Here is a 17,157-nt window from a genome sequence, read left to right as displayed (position 1 = left end):
AGATCAATTGCATGCTAGGTTCATTTAAAAATATAACAATGATGTTGGGACTATTGGCTTCGACAAGTTTTGCTCATGCTGAAATCATTATTCATGGAACAAGAGCAATATACCCAGCAGATGCAAGAGAAATCACACTACAGGTCAGTAACAATGGTGATAAACCATCATTGGTACAAGCATGGATTGATGAGGGTGATCCAAAGAGTAAGCCTGAACAATCTAAAGCTCCATTCATTATTACACCGCCAATCTCGCGTGTTGATCCCACCAAGAGTCAATCGCTTCGAATCACGGCTTTGCCAAATGCAAAATCATTAAGTGGTGAACAAGAAACTGTGTTTTGGTTGAATGTTTTAGATATTCCGCCTAAACCTAAAGCCAATGCTCAAAGCACGGAACCAGATAACTTTTTACAACTGGCAATACGCTCAAGAATTAAATTATTTTATCGACCAACAAATTTGAAAGATAAGGTTGCAGAAGCTCCAGCAAAATTACAATGGAAGCAAGTAGGTAATCAACTCCAAGTGATTAATCCAACGGCTTATCACGTCACAATCACATCGATATTAAGTCAACAAACTAATGGGAAATTGGTGGATTTGATGAAAGAAGGGATCATGGTGAGCCCCAAATCAAGTGAAAATATAAATCTAAAGTCAGCTATCACTCATAGTAAGTTGAGTTTTACAACGATTAATGATTTTGGTGGGCGTATTCAGACAGATTTGAAATTAAATCCCTAAATTAATGAATCAATATTCCTATTAAATATTAATAGGTAGGCAAAAATATGCTGATCCGTAACCAAAAACAAGATGATGAAAAAAAACTTCCTACAATTATGATTGTTTTGGGGGCTATTACGTTCGGATTTACTTATTTAACGCCAGCACATGGTGAAGAGATTTCAAACGAATCATCAGCGGATGGTGTGGAATTTGACTCATCTTTTTTGATTGGTGAAAACGCACAATCAATTAATACAGATAGGTTTAAATTTGGAAATCCTATTTTGCCAGGTGAATATAATGTTGATGTTTACGTAAATGGTAACTGGTATCGTAAGCATCGAGTTGTATTCAAGAATGAATTAAATAATAAATCAGCAAATGCTTATACGTGTTTTGATGCAAAAACATTAATGCAGTTTGGTGTCAAAAAGGAGATTTTAAACTTTGAGCCATCTAATTCTACTTCGACAGCTTGTCAGCGTATTGAAAATTGGGTGGAAAATGCATTTTATGAGTTTGATTCTGCTCGTTTAAGACTAGATATTTCTATTCCTCAAATTGCGATGCAACAAAATGCTCAGGGCTACATCGACCCAAGTGCTTGGGATCGAGGGATTAATGCTGGATTTATTTCATACAGTGCCTCAGCATATAAAACAAAAAATAACTCTGAAACCAATCCCGAAATTAACAATGCCTTCATGTCTTTGTCAACTGGTGCAAATTTAGGTGGGTGGCAACTCCGTCATAATGGTCAATGGAAATGGTCTGATCACGAAGATCAGGGGCGTAATAAAAGTAGTTACGATGCAGTCACGACTTATGTACAACGTGCCTTTCCCCAATATCGAGGTATGTTGACACTCGGTGATTATTTTACCAATGGTGAATTATTTGATTCTGTAGGTTATCGCGGTCTTGATTTCACAAGTGATGAACGGATGTTACCCAATAGCATGACGGGTTATGCGCCCCGAATTCGTGGTAATGCTCGTACGAATGCTAAAATTGAAATTAAACAACAAGGTCAAATTATTTATCAAACTACAGTTGCACCGGGTAGTTTTGAAATTAATGATCTTTATCCCACTGGCTTTGGTGGTGAATTAGAAGTTTCAGTCATTGAATCTGACGGTCAAATTCAGCGCTTTTCTGTACCTTATGCATCAGTTGTACAAATGCTAAGACCTGGTATGAACCGTTATTCATTTACGATAGGTGAGTTTAGAGATAAGGATATTGATTTAGATCCATGGGTTGGTCAGGCAAAATATCAACATGGGATCAATAACTATATTACAGCCTATTCAGGGCTACAATTTTCTGAAAATTATCAGGCATATTTAGTCGGTACAGCTTTTGCGACACCAATTGGTGCGATTGCAATTGATATCACGCAATCTGATGCTAAGTTTGATCGAAGAAAAGATCAGACTGGACAAAGTTATCGTTTGAGTTACAGCAAGTTAATTAGCCCGACGAATACGAATTTAACTTTGGCTGCCTATCGTTATTCAACTGAAAACTTTTTGAAACTACGCGATGCCTTTTTAATCCAAGATCTGGATGAAAAGGGGGTAAGCTCAGGTCATGTAGGTAAGCAGAGAAGTGAGTTTACCATCACGTTAAACCAAGGATTACCAAATAATTTAGGCAATTTCTATGCTACAGGTTCTTGGAGTGATTATTGGAACACCAACCAAAAGTCTAAACAATATCAAGTCGGCTATAGTAACACTTATAATTTGCTGACGTATGGCTTATCTGCCATTAAACGTGAATTAGAAAATAATAATACGAATATTCGTAGCAACGATACGGAATATATGCTGACGCTTTCTTTGCCGCTCACATTTAAAAAGAGCGCTTTAAATCTCAGCTCAATTACCACGCAAGATCGTATTAATGTAGGTGCGAGTGGTACAGTGGGCGAAAAATTCAATTACGGATTTTCGACTTCCGCGGATTATGGCAATAATCCAAGTTTTAACACCAACGTACAATATCGAACAAATTATTCAACTCTTGGCGCGTCTTATAGTTTGGCGGGTCGATATCAACAAATGTTAGTCACTGCCCGAGGCAATATAGTTGTACACCGTGATGGCGTACATTTTGGACCAGATCAGGGGCAAACGATGGTCTTGGTCTATGCCCCTGAAGCCTCAGGTGCAAAAGTAAATAATTCAACAGGTCTGGAAATTAATAAATCTGGTTATGCGATTATTCCTTATGTCACACCATATCGTCTGAATGACGTTAGCTTGAACCCTGAAGAGATGTCGACAGATGTAGAGTTAATGCAAACTAGTCAAAGAATTGCACCTTATTCAGGCGCGATAACGAAAGTGAATTTTGCGACTAAATCAGGGAAGGCAATTTATATCAAAAGTACGCTAAAAGATGGACAATCATTACCATTTGCAGCAGAAGTATTCAATTCTCATCAAGAAAGTATTGGTTTAGTTGCTCAAGGTGGTTTGGTTTATGTCAGAACCGCAGTACTCAAAGATACTTTAAACATCGTTTGGGGTGATGAGCCAGATGATCGTTGCCAAATCCAATATGATGTCACTGCGCATCAGTCTGAAAATATGATTACGACAGAGGCACTATGTCAATGAAAACTAAGATTTTAATAGGTGCTGTTGTACTCTCAGGTTTTGCCATAACTTCTGTTCAAGCAGCTTGTACACCTCAAGCAAACTTTAGAACAGTTGATATTAGCATGGCTGTTGGCAGAGTCGTAGTCAGACCATCTGATCCAGTAGGCCGAGTTTTAACCAAAAAAACGTTTCCAATTTCACCGAATGGTTCAAGTATTCGGTGTGATCGAAATCCTGTAAATATTAATGCAAGACTGATTCAAAATGGTCAGTTGAGTCCCGCTGGGGATTCTGTTTATGAAACCAATATTCCAGGTATTGGGATTAGGCTTTATCGTGAAGCCGCAAATAATCAAAATTTTTCAGGTTATTATCCATACTCTCGTAGGTTAACGGCTAATACAACTTATAACTTAGATAATGGTTTTTTTGTTGTCGAAATTATCAAAACTGCAGTGAATACGGGTTCAGGTGTAATAGCACCGGGACGTTATAGTACTTATTATGTAGAGGGCTATCCTCAGCAAGCTTTTTTAACCAGCACAGTATATGGTAATGCGATTACGATTGCTTCAAGTTCATGTGAGATCCAAGGAAATATCAATAAAACGGTGAATTTACCTACAGTAAATAAATCTGATTTTAAAGGTGTTGGATCTACAGCGGGTGAGCAGGCATTTGATATGAATATCTTATGTAATGGTGGAGATAATCCGACGAGTGTGACAGAAACAAACCGAATTAGCCTAAGCTTTGATTACACTTCAAATGGAAATAATTCAATCGTAAATGATGCAGCGTCAAATGTCAGAGCCAAAGGTGTAAATACACAATTAATTTCCAATTATCAAAATCAAAATAAAGTTATTACTCAAGGTGAGCAAATACAACTTGGCACCGTGAGCTCGAATCAAACGGTTCAATATAACTTGCCATTGAAAGCACGCTATATCCAAGTTGAAAACCAAGTAGAACCTGGTCGTGTGAGAGGTCAGTCAACGGTCACAATCCAATATCAATAGTGATATGTAGTTCACATTAATAAAAAATATTTAATTTATAATATTGTTTTAACTTTATTTTTATGTAAATTTAAAGATCGTATGCTTTATTGGGGAAAGGCAATGCGATCATTATTTATACTTATTCTAAATATGGTCATTTTGGTGCACGTCGTGCATGCTCAAAATATTGAATTTCAAGGTTCAGTCATTGAAAATTATAGCTGTTCTGAAAGTTCTTTAGAAAAATATTGTATTGAATTACATGAACTCATTCAGCAGTTAAAAGATCATCAAGTGACTCAAGATGATCGTTTAAGTTTAGATCATTATGTGGTTCAAGTAAGCAATGTAAATGGGCAAGATAAGAAAATGATTTCAGTTTATTACCACTAATTAATCTCAAAAGCTTGCAATGGAATAATGCTCTTCCATAAGAAATCTACGTTGTCATTAATGGAGATGGATTGAATTGGTATTGAAGATTAATCACCAAACTTATTTGGGATGACCAGTAACCTTTTTTTGAGTTGATCATCTTCAACCAGTCTGACTTCAGCATCTAAGTTATAGAGTTGATGGACTAATTGCTTTGTTAAAACATCTTCTGATTTTCCTTGTGCAATGATTTGACCATCTTTCATGGCAACTAGAAAATCGGCACAGCGTGCAGCAGTGGCTAATTCATGTAGAACCATCACTATGGTTTTACCTTGTGAGGCTAGAGAGCGGACTAAATTTAAAATATCGGCTTGATGACCGATATCGAGCATACTGATTGGTTCATCTAAAAGAATTAAAGGAGTTTGTTGTGCGAGTACCATTGCGATCCATGCACGTTGACGTTGACCTCCTGATAGATTACTTAAATTTTGATTTTTTAATTCGCTTAAATGGGTCGCAGACAAAGCGTCATCAATCGCTTTTTGGTCTTCGATGTTGAGTCGTTTAAACCAACCTTGGTGTGGAAAACGACCGAAGCGCACTAACTGCTCAACTGTCATGCCGTTGGGTGCAGTTACATGCTGTGGAAGTAATGCAAGTTGTTTAGCGAGCAACTTTTTACTGAGTATATTCAGTTGATTTTTTTCCCAAATGACTTCGCCTTGATCATATGGATGAATTTGAGCAATACATTTTAACAAGGTCGATTTTCCACAGCCATTTGGACCAATGAGGACGATGACTTGACCCTGCTGAAATTCAGCATTGATACCCTTCAAAACTTGATGATGATTATATCCAGCACTTATTTGATTGATGATTAAACTCATGTACGACTCATACTTCTAGAATGACGATATAACAACCACAACAACAATGGACCACCAACCATGCCACTAATAATGCCTGCGGGAATTTCGACAGGGGCAAGCAAATTTTTTCCAAGTAAATCAGCACTTAAAACCATTAATGCACCAATACACATGGTTTGGAAAATCGGAAATAAATGATGAGGAAATGATTTAAATGCGATGATTGGTGCGGCAATAGCCACGAATCCAATGGGGCCCGCAATACTGACAGCGGTCCCAGCGAGAAACGCAGCAATAATAATGAGCATCAGTCTAATTTTAGGTAAGGGTTCTCCTAGACTATCAATGACAGAATCAGGGAGAACCATTGAACTAAATAGTCGCCGCCACAGCACAATAATACTGACAAGCAGCATGATAAAAATCGAAGTTGGTAGCAAGATGCTGTAGCTTCGACCAATCAAACTACCACTACTAAAAATTAAAATATTACTGGTGTGCATTACTGGCAGTGTCGCAAGGATAAGGTCAAAACTGGCTTTCATGAGTGTTGCAATTCCGACCCCGATGACCAAAATACGATACCCCTGTGTTCCTACGCCGCCTGAAGCAATTAAAATAAAAAAAACACAGAAGATCGCACCCACTAATGCTTGCCACCATTGACCTAACATACTAGCGCTTGAGAGGAGAATGGTGAATGCCAAAGCAAGCACTGCACTGTCACTGATACCAAAAACATCTGGGCTCGCAAGAGGGTTTTTGGTGATAATTTGAAGAATGAGACCAGATAAGGCGAGTGCAGCGCCAATCAATAAGGCTGCCAAAAGTCGTGGTAATCTAATCTTTTCAACGAGAAGTTGATGTGGAGCTGACGCATTGCCTGTCAATACATTCCATAGCGTATTCAAATTTAATGTGATTTCACCGTACATCAGGCTAAATAAACTGAGTGATATCAGTAAAATCGCAATGATTATCCAAGCCTTTATCACTGATTTTTGTTTTAAACGACTCAACAGAGAATACATATTATTTCTCCGCTTGAATGATATTTTGTAAGTTATTTTGACGTACCATCCATATCAAAATAGGCGCACCTAATAAGGCTAAAAGAATACTGACAGGGGCTTCGAAAGGTTGCACGACTGCACGTGCGATGATATCCGCGATCAGCAACAACAACATGCCAAATAGTCCGCTATAGATGAGTTGTTTCTGAATACTCTGAGCACCAATAGCTCGTGCAAAGTAAGGTGCAATCAAGCCTAAAAAGGCAATTGGTCCTGTTAATGCAACGGCACTTCCAGTTAATAAAACCACAGCTAAAATGCACAATGCATCAAGTAGTTTCGTATTTAAGCCTAAGCTATTCGCCAGTTGATCACCAACTAAGCTAAGACCCAGGGGGCGTATCACCAATATAGCGATGATGAGTCCGATCGCCATTAAAATTAGTGCAAGACCGAGATATTGAATATCAACGCGATTGAGCGAACCCAAAACCCAAAAACGATAGTCATCTAAACCATTTTGGAAACTCAGAAGAATGGCAGCCATAAAACCTTGGAATGTACTGGTGATTGCCAGTCCAGCCAAGACTAAACGTGTAAGTGAGCTATGATCTGTCATTTGACGAGGGGTGATGGCAAAGACCAATAATGCACTCACTAAAGCTCCAATCAGCGCCCAAAAAAATAGTCCGAAGGTATCCATTTGAAGAACAATGGCCAAAACAATGGCAAGAGATGCACCACTATTGATTCCGATTAATCCACTATCAGCCAAAGGGTTTTTAAGCAAGTTTTGAAGGATGACGCCTGAGATCGCTAAAGCTAATCCGACACTCACCGCCGCAATAGTACGTGGAATTCTAATTTCCAATAGGGGAGTGATTGGTTCTAAGGACCATTGACTTAGTGCCTGAAGAATAAGTTGCAAACTGTCTGTAAAGTAGGGCTGACCAGCGCCGTACGCGATCGACAAAACAGCGCAACATAAAATAATCAAGCTAAGCACGATTCCCATCAGCGGGAATCGGTCAAGTACAGTTGTAGCATTCGTCAGCATATTAATTATGGAGATGCTTCATTACATCATCAATGGCATGTCGAGCAGCATGTGGTCCACCTATGCCAGTCCACATAGATGCATCAACCACGAAATAATGCTTGTTTTTTGCAGCATTAAGACGTTGGAATTCTGGTAATTTTTCTAGTTCTGCCAGTTGCTTTTCCGAGTTTAGATGATTGCCAATGATGAGCCAGTCTGCATCAATTTGATCAAAACGCTCTCGACTGATTGGAGGCGTATGGCTTGCACCTGGTTGTTGCTGATGTTGAGGTCGTGTTAAGCCAATATCTTTTAAAACTTGGCTCGCAAATGAATCATTTAGCATATACACAGGTCCATTGGCTGTCCAACGAATGACACTGACTGATTGACCTTGTTGAGCTTGTAATTTCTGTTGAGCTTCTTGCGCATATTGATCGTACGCTTCTAGAGCTTTTTGGGCTTGTTGTTCTTTGTTTAATAAATGAGCTACCTTTTTGAAACTGTCTTTCCATGGCTCTCCGCGTGCAAAACTGACTGCAGTGGGTGCAATCTGCTGCAATTGATTAATCATTTGTGTATCAATCATGCTTCCAGCAATAATTAAGTCAGGTTGTAACGTGAGAATTTGTTCCATGCTCGGTTGTCCAAAGTTACCGACGGAGGCGATTTGTTGTGTTTCATTTTTGAGGTAATCTGGAAAATTACTTTGACCTCGAACATAACTACTGCCTATAGGTTTTATTCCAAGCGCAATAGCACTATCCAAATCAAGTTCACTTAAAACCACAACACGTTGTGGCTGTACAGGAATTGTGACTTGACGACCTAAAGCATCTTCAATTTGTCGTGTCGTATTTATTTGAGATTCAACCGTCGCTTTATTGTCTCGTGAAGAAGGTTCATTTGACTGAGAGCATGCTGTGAAGAGAGTGATAGCACTCAACATAATTGCAATTTTATATTTCATATCTTTCTACATATTTCATTAAAATAATTCTATTCACTTATTCAACGGCATCCATCACTTGATGGCGTTCCTCATGATAAGCCTCTTCGTTGTGACCTTGCTTCCAATAAGGCACAGCATATAAATTGCTCTTGGGTAGCTGGAAGTTTTGTCTCAGTATTTTACGAAGTTCAACCACCGTTGAATTTTCACCTGCCAGTGATACTGAAATATCTTTATTTTTCCAGTCTAAGTTTTGCAAAGAATCACGGATGTTATTATTCAATTCATGAGGGCCTTTGCACCAATGAACCTTAATGTGTTCAGGCTTATTCAGATGTATTTGGTCTGAATCATCTTCGATCTCGATCCAAACTTCACCATGAGCGTCTTTTGGTAATTGTTCAAGTGAGGCAGCGATCATCGGGATTGCTGAAAGATCTCCAACAAAAATCCAATATTCTGCATCGATTTTAAAACGTGCTGGTCCTCCTGGACCGGCTAGACCTAACAGATCACCTGGACTGGCATGCTTTGCCCAATCAGCCGCTATACCAAAATCTTCATGTCTTACAAAATCGATGACTAAAAGTTGCTGTTCTTCATCGAAATCTCGAACAGTATATGTCCGCGTAATTGGTTTCTTTCCATTTGGCCACGTAATTTTGCCTAAAGAATTTCGAAACGGGAGGTCAGGTGCTTGTTGATCAGGGTTCGGAAAAAACAATTTGATGTGCGCACCACCATCACATTTTGCATAACCTGTGAAATCCTTACTTTTAAACCTAATACGCTGTAAATGAGAGGAAATTTGTTCTGTTGAATGGACAGAAATATGTCGAGCTAGAGGAGGAGATTGTGTCGTCATTATTTAATCTTCTGTACTTATCAATGGAGTGAAGATCGTCGATACAGTAATACGTGCGTCAGTCGACAGATTTGAATGGTTATTAATCTAAATCAAACAAATTAAATTTGCAAATGATAATCATTATATTTAATAATGTTTTTGTGCCAAAGTGTAATCACAAAATATGAAGGTTGAAATATTTTGTAAAACTTTGATTTTATAATGAAAATTAAATTTATGCGGTTGTCTTATGCAAATCAATGAATCCCATGATCTATTAACTCGTGCACAACACAGTATGTGGAAAGGACATCATTATCATGGCAGTTATCCTTTTCATACGGCGGAGTGGTTGGTTATTGAGGGACCATTAGATCGAGAGCTTTTTCAAAAAGCAGTTTATCTCACATTAAAGGAAGCTAAATCGCTTCATTGGCGAGCTTTAGTTCAGGGTGAACACGTCTATCGAGTAGATGATGTCACGATACGGAAACCTAGCTTCGTTGATTTATCTCAGCTTGATGAGGAGGAAATTTTAGCGTGGGCTGAAAAAGAAGTAGAACCAGCATTTAATTTAGAATCGGGTCATTTATATGACTATGTGTTTGCACACTTAGGTGAGCAAAAGTATGGATTATTTTTTAAAGCGCATCACGTTGCATTAGATGGCTACGCTTACGGACTGATGATTAGCCGATTTATTGATTATTATCAATCTCTCAAAAATGGTACTGAATTAAAAATTAAAGGGTTCGATCATTATGAAAAGTTTATTGTAGAAGAACAGCACTACCTTCACTCTGAAAAAGCTAAAAAAGATTTGGACTTTTGGAAGGCTAATTTTTCGTATGAGAAAGCCCCTAAGAAACGACTTAAACGAAAATTAAAAGAACCATTTTCACAAGGGCCACGTTATGAAGAGGTAATTGATTGGCCTACACAGCTACAATTAAATGCATTAGCAACTGAATTAAAATTGCCCAGTGCTCTTATCGTTATGGCGGTGATGATGAGTTATTTAATGAAACAGTCTAAAGATCCTCAACAATGCTTTGGGGTACCTTTTATGTCTCGGTTGGGAACTTCATCTATGCGTATTCCGTGCTTAGTCATGAATATCCTGCCATTAAGGTTGGGCATTACTGGACAGGAAAACTTAAAAGAAATCATTTTATTATTAACGAGAAGGTTTGCCGAAATTCGACCGCATCAGCAAAGCTATTTTGAGCAAATGCGATTTGTATTAGAAGATTTTGATCCCTATGAAAATATCTTATTTGGACCTATTGTGAATTGGATTCCTTATCCTTTACCTGAACATTTCGAAGGGTGTAAGTTAACAAAAACAACCATATCCGCTGGCCCAATTGAAGACTTTGATACCGCGATTACCAATAAGTTTGTTGATGGTATTGAACGATTGTATCTCGCTGTTGACGGACATAAAGAACTTTATGATGTGCCGAGTCTCAAAGCTTATTGGTATGATTTTATGGAGATGATGAAAACTTGGTTAGCTCAACCAGAACTTGTTTTTGAACAACTTCAAATTCACAAACCACTGCCAGAATAGTCTGGCAGTTTATCCTTTGAATGAGGCAATAGGGCTGTTACACGCCTAGAGTTGCTCCACCATCAACCACTAATTCGTGCATTGTGATTTGGCGTGCTTGCTCTGAAAGTAAAAACATCACGGCATTGGCAATATCTTCAGCCTCAGCAATCTTTTGCAATGGAATACCATTTCGGAATTGTTCTAGATTTCCGTTGACAATGCCTGCTGGAGGGCGATCCTCAGTCCATAGTTGTTTTTGCATTTGTGTAAGGGTTGAGCCAGGTAAAACTAAGTTACAGCGAATATTGTGAGGCGCGAGTTCCAACGCAAGATTTTTAAAATAGTGACTCACTGTAGCTTTGGTCGTTGCATACAGACCCATATTCATTCTTGGAATGAGGGCTGCATTTGAACTGATGCTCACAATCGCACCTACTCTTTGAGGAATCATTTGGTGAGCGACCCAACGACTAAGTTCGGCAGGGCCAATGAAATTTATCGACAAATTTTCATGCCATTGTTCAACAGATGTATTTAATAAAGATCCCATTTCTAAGACCCCCACAGCATTCACTAACCCCGTGATCGTGCCTTTAAAAAGTATAGAATTTTCAATGTGCTGAATAATCTGATTGGTCTTACGAATGTCACAGCTGATGTGGTCTAGATGGTTGAGTGATGCTTCAGGAATTAATTTAAAAAGTTCCCATTGATTGATGTCATCAATCCGATCAATTGCGATGACTTGATGATCCTTCTGCAATAGTTGACGACAAATTTCAGCACCAATTCCTCTGGCTGCACCCGTCACGATATATAAACCCATTTAAGTATCCTTTAATTTTATTAACAAATTGAAACGATAATCATTTTCAATTGGGAATAATAATTATTATATTGGTTGCGTTCAACTCCTAGAGGTTGTCCTTTTGTGAATGTTGAAAGTTTGATGCACGCAGTGTGAACAGATAATCGTGAGAACAAATATGTTGCCAATAGAACCGTCAGTTTTTCAAAATATGATAGGCATAAAAAAGGAAGAGTTAATTGAGGAAGATCAACCTGGCTTCGTGTTCGCAACGCCAACGGGGACCATTTCAAGTAAAAAGTTAGTTGAACATATCGAATTTGATCGAGCTTCTCATTTAAATTTTAATCAGCAGCAAGCACAGTGGCTCGAACAAGCAAAATCTGCACTACAAAAAAAAATCGAATTAACAGCGAATAAAGATCTTATTTTGGTCGGGAGCTTGCCTTTTGATCATCGAGATTTACCAGAAATCTCGATTGCGGAAGCAAAAAACACATTTGTAAATGAGCGCATTGATCAATCGGTTCAGTCTTCTCTTAATGATCAAGTGCAAGCGACTCTCATCCCAGCACAAGAGGAATACATTGCTGGTGTGGTTAAATTGGTTGAATTGATGAAGTCATCACCGCTAGAAAAAGCAGTATTGGCTCGGGCAATTGATCTTAAAACCCAACACAAAATTAATATTATTGATTTATTTTACCAGTTGTTGGCCTCTAATCCTGATGGCTACACATTTGCGTTGGCCCAAAACCCAAAACAATCTGGTTGGTTTATAGGGGCAAGTCCAGAACTTCTCGTTGCGAAGCAAAATGAATATTTGTTTAGCCATCCAGTTGCAGGAACATTAGCACGTCATTCAGATCCAACACTGGATCAACAACAAGCTGAAAAATTGCTTGCTTCGCAAAAAGATCAGCATGAACACGCCGTCGTCATCGAAGCCATTGCAGATCAACTCTCTCCCTTGTGCAAAACGCTTAATATCCCAAAATCACCTTCACTGATTAAAACAGAGGCGGTTTGGCACTTGGCGACCAAAATTCAGGGAACGTTGAAAGATCCAGAGCAACATATCTTTGATGTGGTCTCAATTTTACATCCAACGCCAGCAGTCTGTGGACAACCAGCCCCTATGGCTCGCCAGTTGATTTCGGAACTAGAGCCTTTTAACCGTAACCTTTTTGCTGGAACCATGGGGTGGTGTGATGCCCGAGGGAATGGTGCTTGGGCAGTGAATGTACGTTGTGGGCGTATCTTTGACCATTATGCGCGTCTTTATGCGGGTGCAGGAATTGTCGAAGCTTCACAGCCGACCAGTGAACTGTCAGAAACCATCGTGAAATTTAAAACGATGTTAAATGCATTGGGTTTAGATTCTCAGCACTTAAATCATGGGGAATAAAATGAATGCAAATGTAAATGACGAGTCTTTGCTCTGGGATGGCATCGTGCCATACCCAGAAGAATTCGTAGAACGTTACATTCAAAAGGGATATTGGAAAGGTCAAACCATTTCTGAATTTTTTCAAGAATCAGCCCAGAAATTTGCCAATCAGGTGGCATTGATTTGTGGTGATCGCCAGTATTCTTATCAAGAGCTGAATCAAAATATTGAACAATTTGCAGTCTTCTTGACTAAACAAGGCTATGGGCTGGCAGATGCTGTTGTGATTCAAATGCCAAATATAGCAGAGTTTTTTATTGCTTATTTTGCAGCTTTGCGGATAGGGATGCGACCAGTGATGAGTTTACCAGCACACCGTCATGCCGAAGTAAGTCATTTTATTCAGCAAACAGATGCCAAATTGTATATCTGTGCAGATAAGCATCAAGGCTTTGATTACAGATCCTTAGCGCAAGAGTGCCAGGGCAGATGTCCGACTTTACAGCAAGTGATTGTCGTTGGTGATGCAGGCGATTTTGATCCTTGGCCGAATCTTACATCGTTTAAAAATCATATGGTTTCAAAGCCCAAAATAACGGCTCGCCATGTGGCTTTTTTTCAACTTTCAGGGGGCAGTACTGGCACACCGAAACTTATACCACGAACACATGATGACTATTTGTATAGTGTTCGTGCCAGTGCAGATATTTGTGAACTTCATACAGAAAGCCGTATGCTTATGGTGCTTCCAGTAGCACATAATTTCAGTATGAGTTCGGCTGGTTCATTGGGTCTATTTTATGCAGGTGGAACACTTGTTTTAGCGAAAGATCCTTCTCCCCAAACTGCATTTCCACTCATTGAAGCGCACCATATTACGCATGTTGCTCTTGTCCCTGCATTAGCAGCAACATGGTCTGAAGCAGTTCAATACGGCGCAACAAATATTTTTAAGAAATTAACGGCTTTACAGGTCGGTGGGGCAAGGTTGCCAGATGCTTTAGCTGAAAAGTTGATTGATCAATACCAATGCCGATTACAACAAGTATTTGGTATGGCAGAAGGCTTGGTGAATTACACGCGTTACGATGATCCGAAAGAAGTCATTATAGGTACCCAAGGTTCCCGTATAAGTCCAGATGATGAAATAAAAATCGTCGATGAGGAGGATCACGAGCTGCCATTGGGCGAGGTGGGGCATCTTTTAACTCGCGGCCCTTATACCATTAGAGGTTATTATCGGGCTTCAGAACATAATCGAAGTGCTTTTACCTTAGATGGATTTTATCGCACTGGTGATTTAGTACGATTAACGCCAGAAGGCAATATTATTGTTGAAGGACGAAGTAAGGAACAAATTAATCGTGGCGGTGAAAAAATCGCGACGGAAGAAGTCGAACAGGTTTTAAATCAACACCAACAAATCATCTTGTCCGCCTTGGTTGCACAACCAGATCCAAAGTTAGGAGAAAAAAGTTGTGCATTTATTCAATGGCGACCTAACGATCAAGATGCATCAGAAACAAGGCTGAAACTGCAAATTAGACAATTCGTTCAAGCATACGGTCTGGCGACCTATAAGATCCCAGATCGCATCGAATTTATTGAAGAAATGCCTTATACGGCATTGGGCAAAATCGACAAGAAACAACTCAGAAAACGCCTCACCGAAGACACGATTTAACTAAGGAAATAAAATATGTCAATCCCACGTATTGCAAGTTATCCCATGCCATCTGCTCAAGATTTTCCAGTTAACAAAGTTGATTGGACTTTAGATGCGTCACGGTCGGTTTTATTGGTACATGATGTTCAGCAATATTTTTTAGATTTTTACGATCAGACCCAAGCGCCCATTCCCACATTAATCCGAAATTGTAAAGCCCTTATTGATCAGGCACATGCACTAGGAATTCCAGTCTATTACACCGCACAACCTGGAGATCAGACGCAAGAACATCGTCAACTATTAACGGATTTTTGGGGTAAAGGTTTGTCAGCTGATCCAGCATTGACCAAAATTATTGATCCGCTTCAACCAAAAAATGAAGACACCGTGCTGACAAAATGGCGCTATAGCGCATTTAAAAAAAGTGATTTTGAGCAGCAAATCAAACAAGCCAATCGCGATCAATTAGTGATTTGTGGAGTATATGCCCATATTGGTTGCTTATTAACAGCTGCCGAAGCATTTATGTTGGATATTCAAGCATTTATGGTGGGTGATGCCTTGGCGGATTTTAGCCGAGAAGAACATGATCTTGCACTAAAGTATGCGACTGGGCGCTGTGCAAAAGTCATAGATACTCAGACTGTGATTAACGCCTTAGGTCAGGGGCAATGATCATGAATGAATTAAGCATGCTTGAGTTAAAAAATATGGTCGCTCATCAATTGAATTTACCTGTAGATGAAATTCAGCAGGAGGATAATTTATTTATGTTAGGACTTGATTCAGTAAGTCTTATGACGCTGGTTGGATTGCTACGTGAAAAAGGCTTTCAAATTGAATTTCAAGATCTGGTGGAGGAGCCAACGTTGAATGAATGGAGTGATCGTCTTAAATTGGATAGAGATTAATGTAAGACTAATGTGCATACCTTGAAAATCAACACATGCACAATCAACGGCCCTAGCCAAAACACTTATAGCCAAAGGTCATTTTCGTTAAATTATTCGCTAACGTGAGTGGATCTTACATGCAATTAGAAAAATACTATTCTGATCAACAATGGAAAAAAATCCAAAATTTTGCCGAAACAAAGCAAAGCCCTTTTTTAGTTGTTGATTTAGATCAAGTGCAAACTCAATTTATTGAGTTGCAAAATAGCTTTCCAAAAGCCCATATTTATTATGCAGTGAAAGCAAATCCAGGTCGTGAAATTATTCATAAACTTGATCAACTTGGCTCATGTTTTGATGTTGCATCAATTTATGAGTTAGACAAAGCGCTTGAATGTGGAATTCATCCAGATCGTATTTCATACGGTAATACTATTAAAAAAGCTTCAGACGTTGAATACGCTTACCAAAAAGGAATCCGTTTATTTGTCACTGATGCTGAAGCAGATCTCGCCCAAATAGCCGAATTCGCACCGAACTCTAAAGTCTTTGTCAGGGCAATGGTAGAGTCAGGAGGTACAGCAGATTGGCCACTATCACGTAAATTTGGATGCCATCCAGATATGGCGGTTGATTTAATGGTGAAAGCTAGACAATTGGGTTTAATACCCTTTGGCGTGTCATTCCATGTCGGTAGTCAGCAACGTGATGTCACTGTATGGCGTTCAGCTTTAACGATAGTGAAGCAAATATTTAATACTTTGAAAGACCAATACGGTATCAGTTTACAATTAATCAATTTGGGTGGTGGTTTCCCAGCACATTACTTAGCTGATGTTGACAGTATCCAAAGTTATGCGCACGAGATTCAACGCTATCTTGATGAACACTTTGATGATCAGGTGATATTATTTTTGGAGCCAGGCAGATCGTTGGTGGGTAATGCTGGTGTGATTGTTTCAGAGATTGTTCTTATCGCCAATAAATCAGCACATGATGATAAACGATGGGTCTACACGGATGTGGGCGTCTTTAATGGACTAATTGAAACTTTAGGTGAGATGATCAAATATCCTATATACACACCTAAAATGCATTCAGCACCTGAGCATTCAAGTGTTGTGCTTGCAGGCCCGACCTGTGATTCAACTGATATCATGTATGAAAAAGTGCCTTATCAGTTACCTAAAAACTTGAGCATTGGAGATCGACTCTATTGGTTAAGTACTGGAGCTTATACAACCTCTTATGCTTCGGTCGAATTTAATGGTTATCCACCTTTAAAAACGTTCTATTTAGATTGATTTAAGGAATGGTGCTATGTGGTTGGTAGTCAGTCGCTCAAGCTGCGAGCCACATAGCCTAACCCTCCCAGAAGCGTTATCATAATG

16 protein-coding genes are annotated in these 17,157 nt (G+C 39.1%); 10 read left to right on the top strand and 6 right to left on the bottom strand.

Annotated elements, in window-relative coordinates:
• The first annotated feature begins 11 nt into the window (after positions 1 to 11).
• The 4 genes from AC1M9J_RS01680 to AC1M9J_RS01665 all read left to right on the top strand — a co-directional run bounded on the left by AC1M9J_RS01680 (position 12) and on the right by AC1M9J_RS01665 (position 4,740).
• On the top strand, positions 12 to 749 hold the full coding sequence (locus AC1M9J_RS01680; protein ID WP_051586549.1) for a fimbrial biogenesis chaperone: 738 nt from the start codon (positions 12 to 14) through the stop codon (positions 747 to 749).
• A gap of 98 nt (positions 750 to 847) precedes the next feature.
• Positions 848 to 3,361, top strand: coding sequence for a fimbria/pilus outer membrane usher protein (locus AC1M9J_RS01675; RefSeq protein ID WP_481951780.1), 2,514 nt, complete (start codon positions 848 to 850; stop codon positions 3,359 to 3,361).
• Complete coding sequence (locus AC1M9J_RS01670) at positions 3,358 to 4,365, top strand: fimbrial protein (protein WP_481951749.1); 1,008 nt, start codon at positions 3,358 to 3,360, stop codon at positions 4,363 to 4,365. Before AC1M9J_RS01675 ends, AC1M9J_RS01670 begins: the two co-directional genes overlap by 4 nt.
• 102 nt (positions 4,366 to 4,467) lie before the next feature.
• A complete protein-coding gene (locus tag AC1M9J_RS01665; protein WP_481951748.1) occupies positions 4,468 to 4,740 on the top strand; it encodes a hypothetical protein in 273 nt (90 codons plus the stop codon).
• An 89-nt stretch (positions 4,741 to 4,829) separates the two neighbouring features.
• Here the strand turns inward: AC1M9J_RS01665 and AC1M9J_RS01660 are convergent, their stop codons facing one another.
• Genes AC1M9J_RS01660 through AC1M9J_RS01640 form a run of 5 tightly spaced genes read right to left on the bottom strand, consistent with a single transcriptional unit; the run spans position 4,830 to position 9,469 of the window.
• Positions 4,830 to 5,618, bottom strand: a complete 789-nt coding sequence (locus tag AC1M9J_RS01660) for an ABC transporter ATP-binding protein (protein WP_481951747.1) — start codon at positions 5,616 to 5,618, stop codon at positions 4,830 to 4,832.
• Positions 5,615 to 6,631 (bottom strand): FecCD family ABC transporter permease, encoded by a 1,017-nt coding sequence (locus AC1M9J_RS01655; RefSeq protein WP_481951746.1) that lies wholly within the window; start codon positions 6,629 to 6,631, stop codon positions 5,615 to 5,617. The genes AC1M9J_RS01660 and AC1M9J_RS01655 overlap by 4 nt, the downstream gene beginning before the upstream one ends.
• Before the next feature lies 1 nt (position 6,632).
• Entirely contained in the window at positions 6,633 to 7,670 is a 1,038-nt protein-coding gene (locus AC1M9J_RS01650; RefSeq protein ID WP_481951745.1) for a FecCD family ABC transporter permease, read from the bottom strand.
• A 1-nt stretch (position 7,671) separates the two neighbouring features.
• The gene (locus AC1M9J_RS01645; protein ID WP_481951744.1) at positions 7,672 to 8,622 is read right to left on the bottom strand and encodes an ABC transporter substrate-binding protein; all 951 of its coding nucleotides are present in this window, start codon (positions 8,620 to 8,622) and stop codon (positions 7,672 to 7,674) included.
• 37 nt (positions 8,623 to 8,659) lie between these two features.
• Positions 8,660 to 9,469: a siderophore-interacting protein gene (locus AC1M9J_RS01640; protein WP_481951743.1), complete on the bottom strand. Its 810-nt coding sequence runs from the start codon at positions 9,467 to 9,469 to the stop codon at positions 8,660 to 8,662.
• A gap of 232 nt (positions 9,470 to 9,701) precedes the next feature.
• On the opposite strand from AC1M9J_RS01640, the gene AC1M9J_RS01635 reads away from it, so the two are divergent.
• A complete protein-coding gene (locus tag AC1M9J_RS01635; RefSeq protein WP_481951742.1) occupies positions 9,702 to 11,024 on the top strand; it encodes a condensation domain-containing protein in 1,323 nt (440 codons plus the stop codon).
• 37 nt (positions 11,025 to 11,061) lie between these two features.
• Here AC1M9J_RS01635 and AC1M9J_RS01630 read toward each other — a convergent pair whose 3' ends face one another.
• Complete coding sequence (locus AC1M9J_RS01630) at positions 11,062 to 11,832, bottom strand: SDR family oxidoreductase (RefSeq protein ID WP_481951741.1); 771 nt, start codon at positions 11,830 to 11,832, stop codon at positions 11,062 to 11,064.
• A 160-nt stretch (positions 11,833 to 11,992) separates the two neighbouring features.
• Between AC1M9J_RS01630 and AC1M9J_RS01625 the strand changes: the two genes are divergently transcribed.
• From AC1M9J_RS01625 to AC1M9J_RS01605, 5 genes are all read left to right on the top strand, one after another.
• Positions 11,993 to 13,222 carry an isochorismate synthase gene (locus AC1M9J_RS01625; protein ID WP_481951740.1) on the top strand — a complete coding sequence of 410 codons (1,230 nt, stop codon included), beginning with the start codon at positions 11,993 to 11,995 and terminating at the stop codon, positions 13,220 to 13,222.
• Position 13,223: 1 nt separating this feature from the next.
• A complete protein-coding gene (locus AC1M9J_RS01620) occupies positions 13,224 to 14,888 on the top strand; it encodes a (2,3-dihydroxybenzoyl)adenylate synthase (RefSeq protein WP_481951739.1) in 1,665 nt (554 codons plus the stop codon).
• Between the two features lie 15 nt (positions 14,889 to 14,903).
• Positions 14,904 to 15,548, top strand: coding sequence for an isochorismatase family protein (locus AC1M9J_RS01615; RefSeq protein ID WP_481595607.1), 645 nt, complete (start codon positions 14,904 to 14,906; stop codon positions 15,546 to 15,548).
• Between the two features lie 2 nt (positions 15,549 to 15,550).
• Entirely contained in the window at positions 15,551 to 15,784 is a 234-nt protein-coding gene (locus AC1M9J_RS01610) for a phosphopantetheine-binding protein (protein WP_092765993.1), read from the top strand.
• A gap of 119 nt (positions 15,785 to 15,903) precedes the next feature.
• Positions 15,904 to 17,070 carry a type III PLP-dependent enzyme gene (locus AC1M9J_RS01605; protein WP_481591300.1) on the top strand — a complete coding sequence of 389 codons (1,167 nt, stop codon included), beginning with the start codon at positions 15,904 to 15,906 and terminating at the stop codon, positions 17,068 to 17,070.
• The last annotated feature ends 87 nt before the right edge of the window (positions 17,071 to 17,157 follow it).

This window comes from Acinetobacter sp. ANC_7588, from assembly GCF_056783995.1.
The sequence above is the reverse complement of the archived record's forward strand: the minus strand, read 5'-3'. Positions and strand labels throughout refer to the sequence as shown.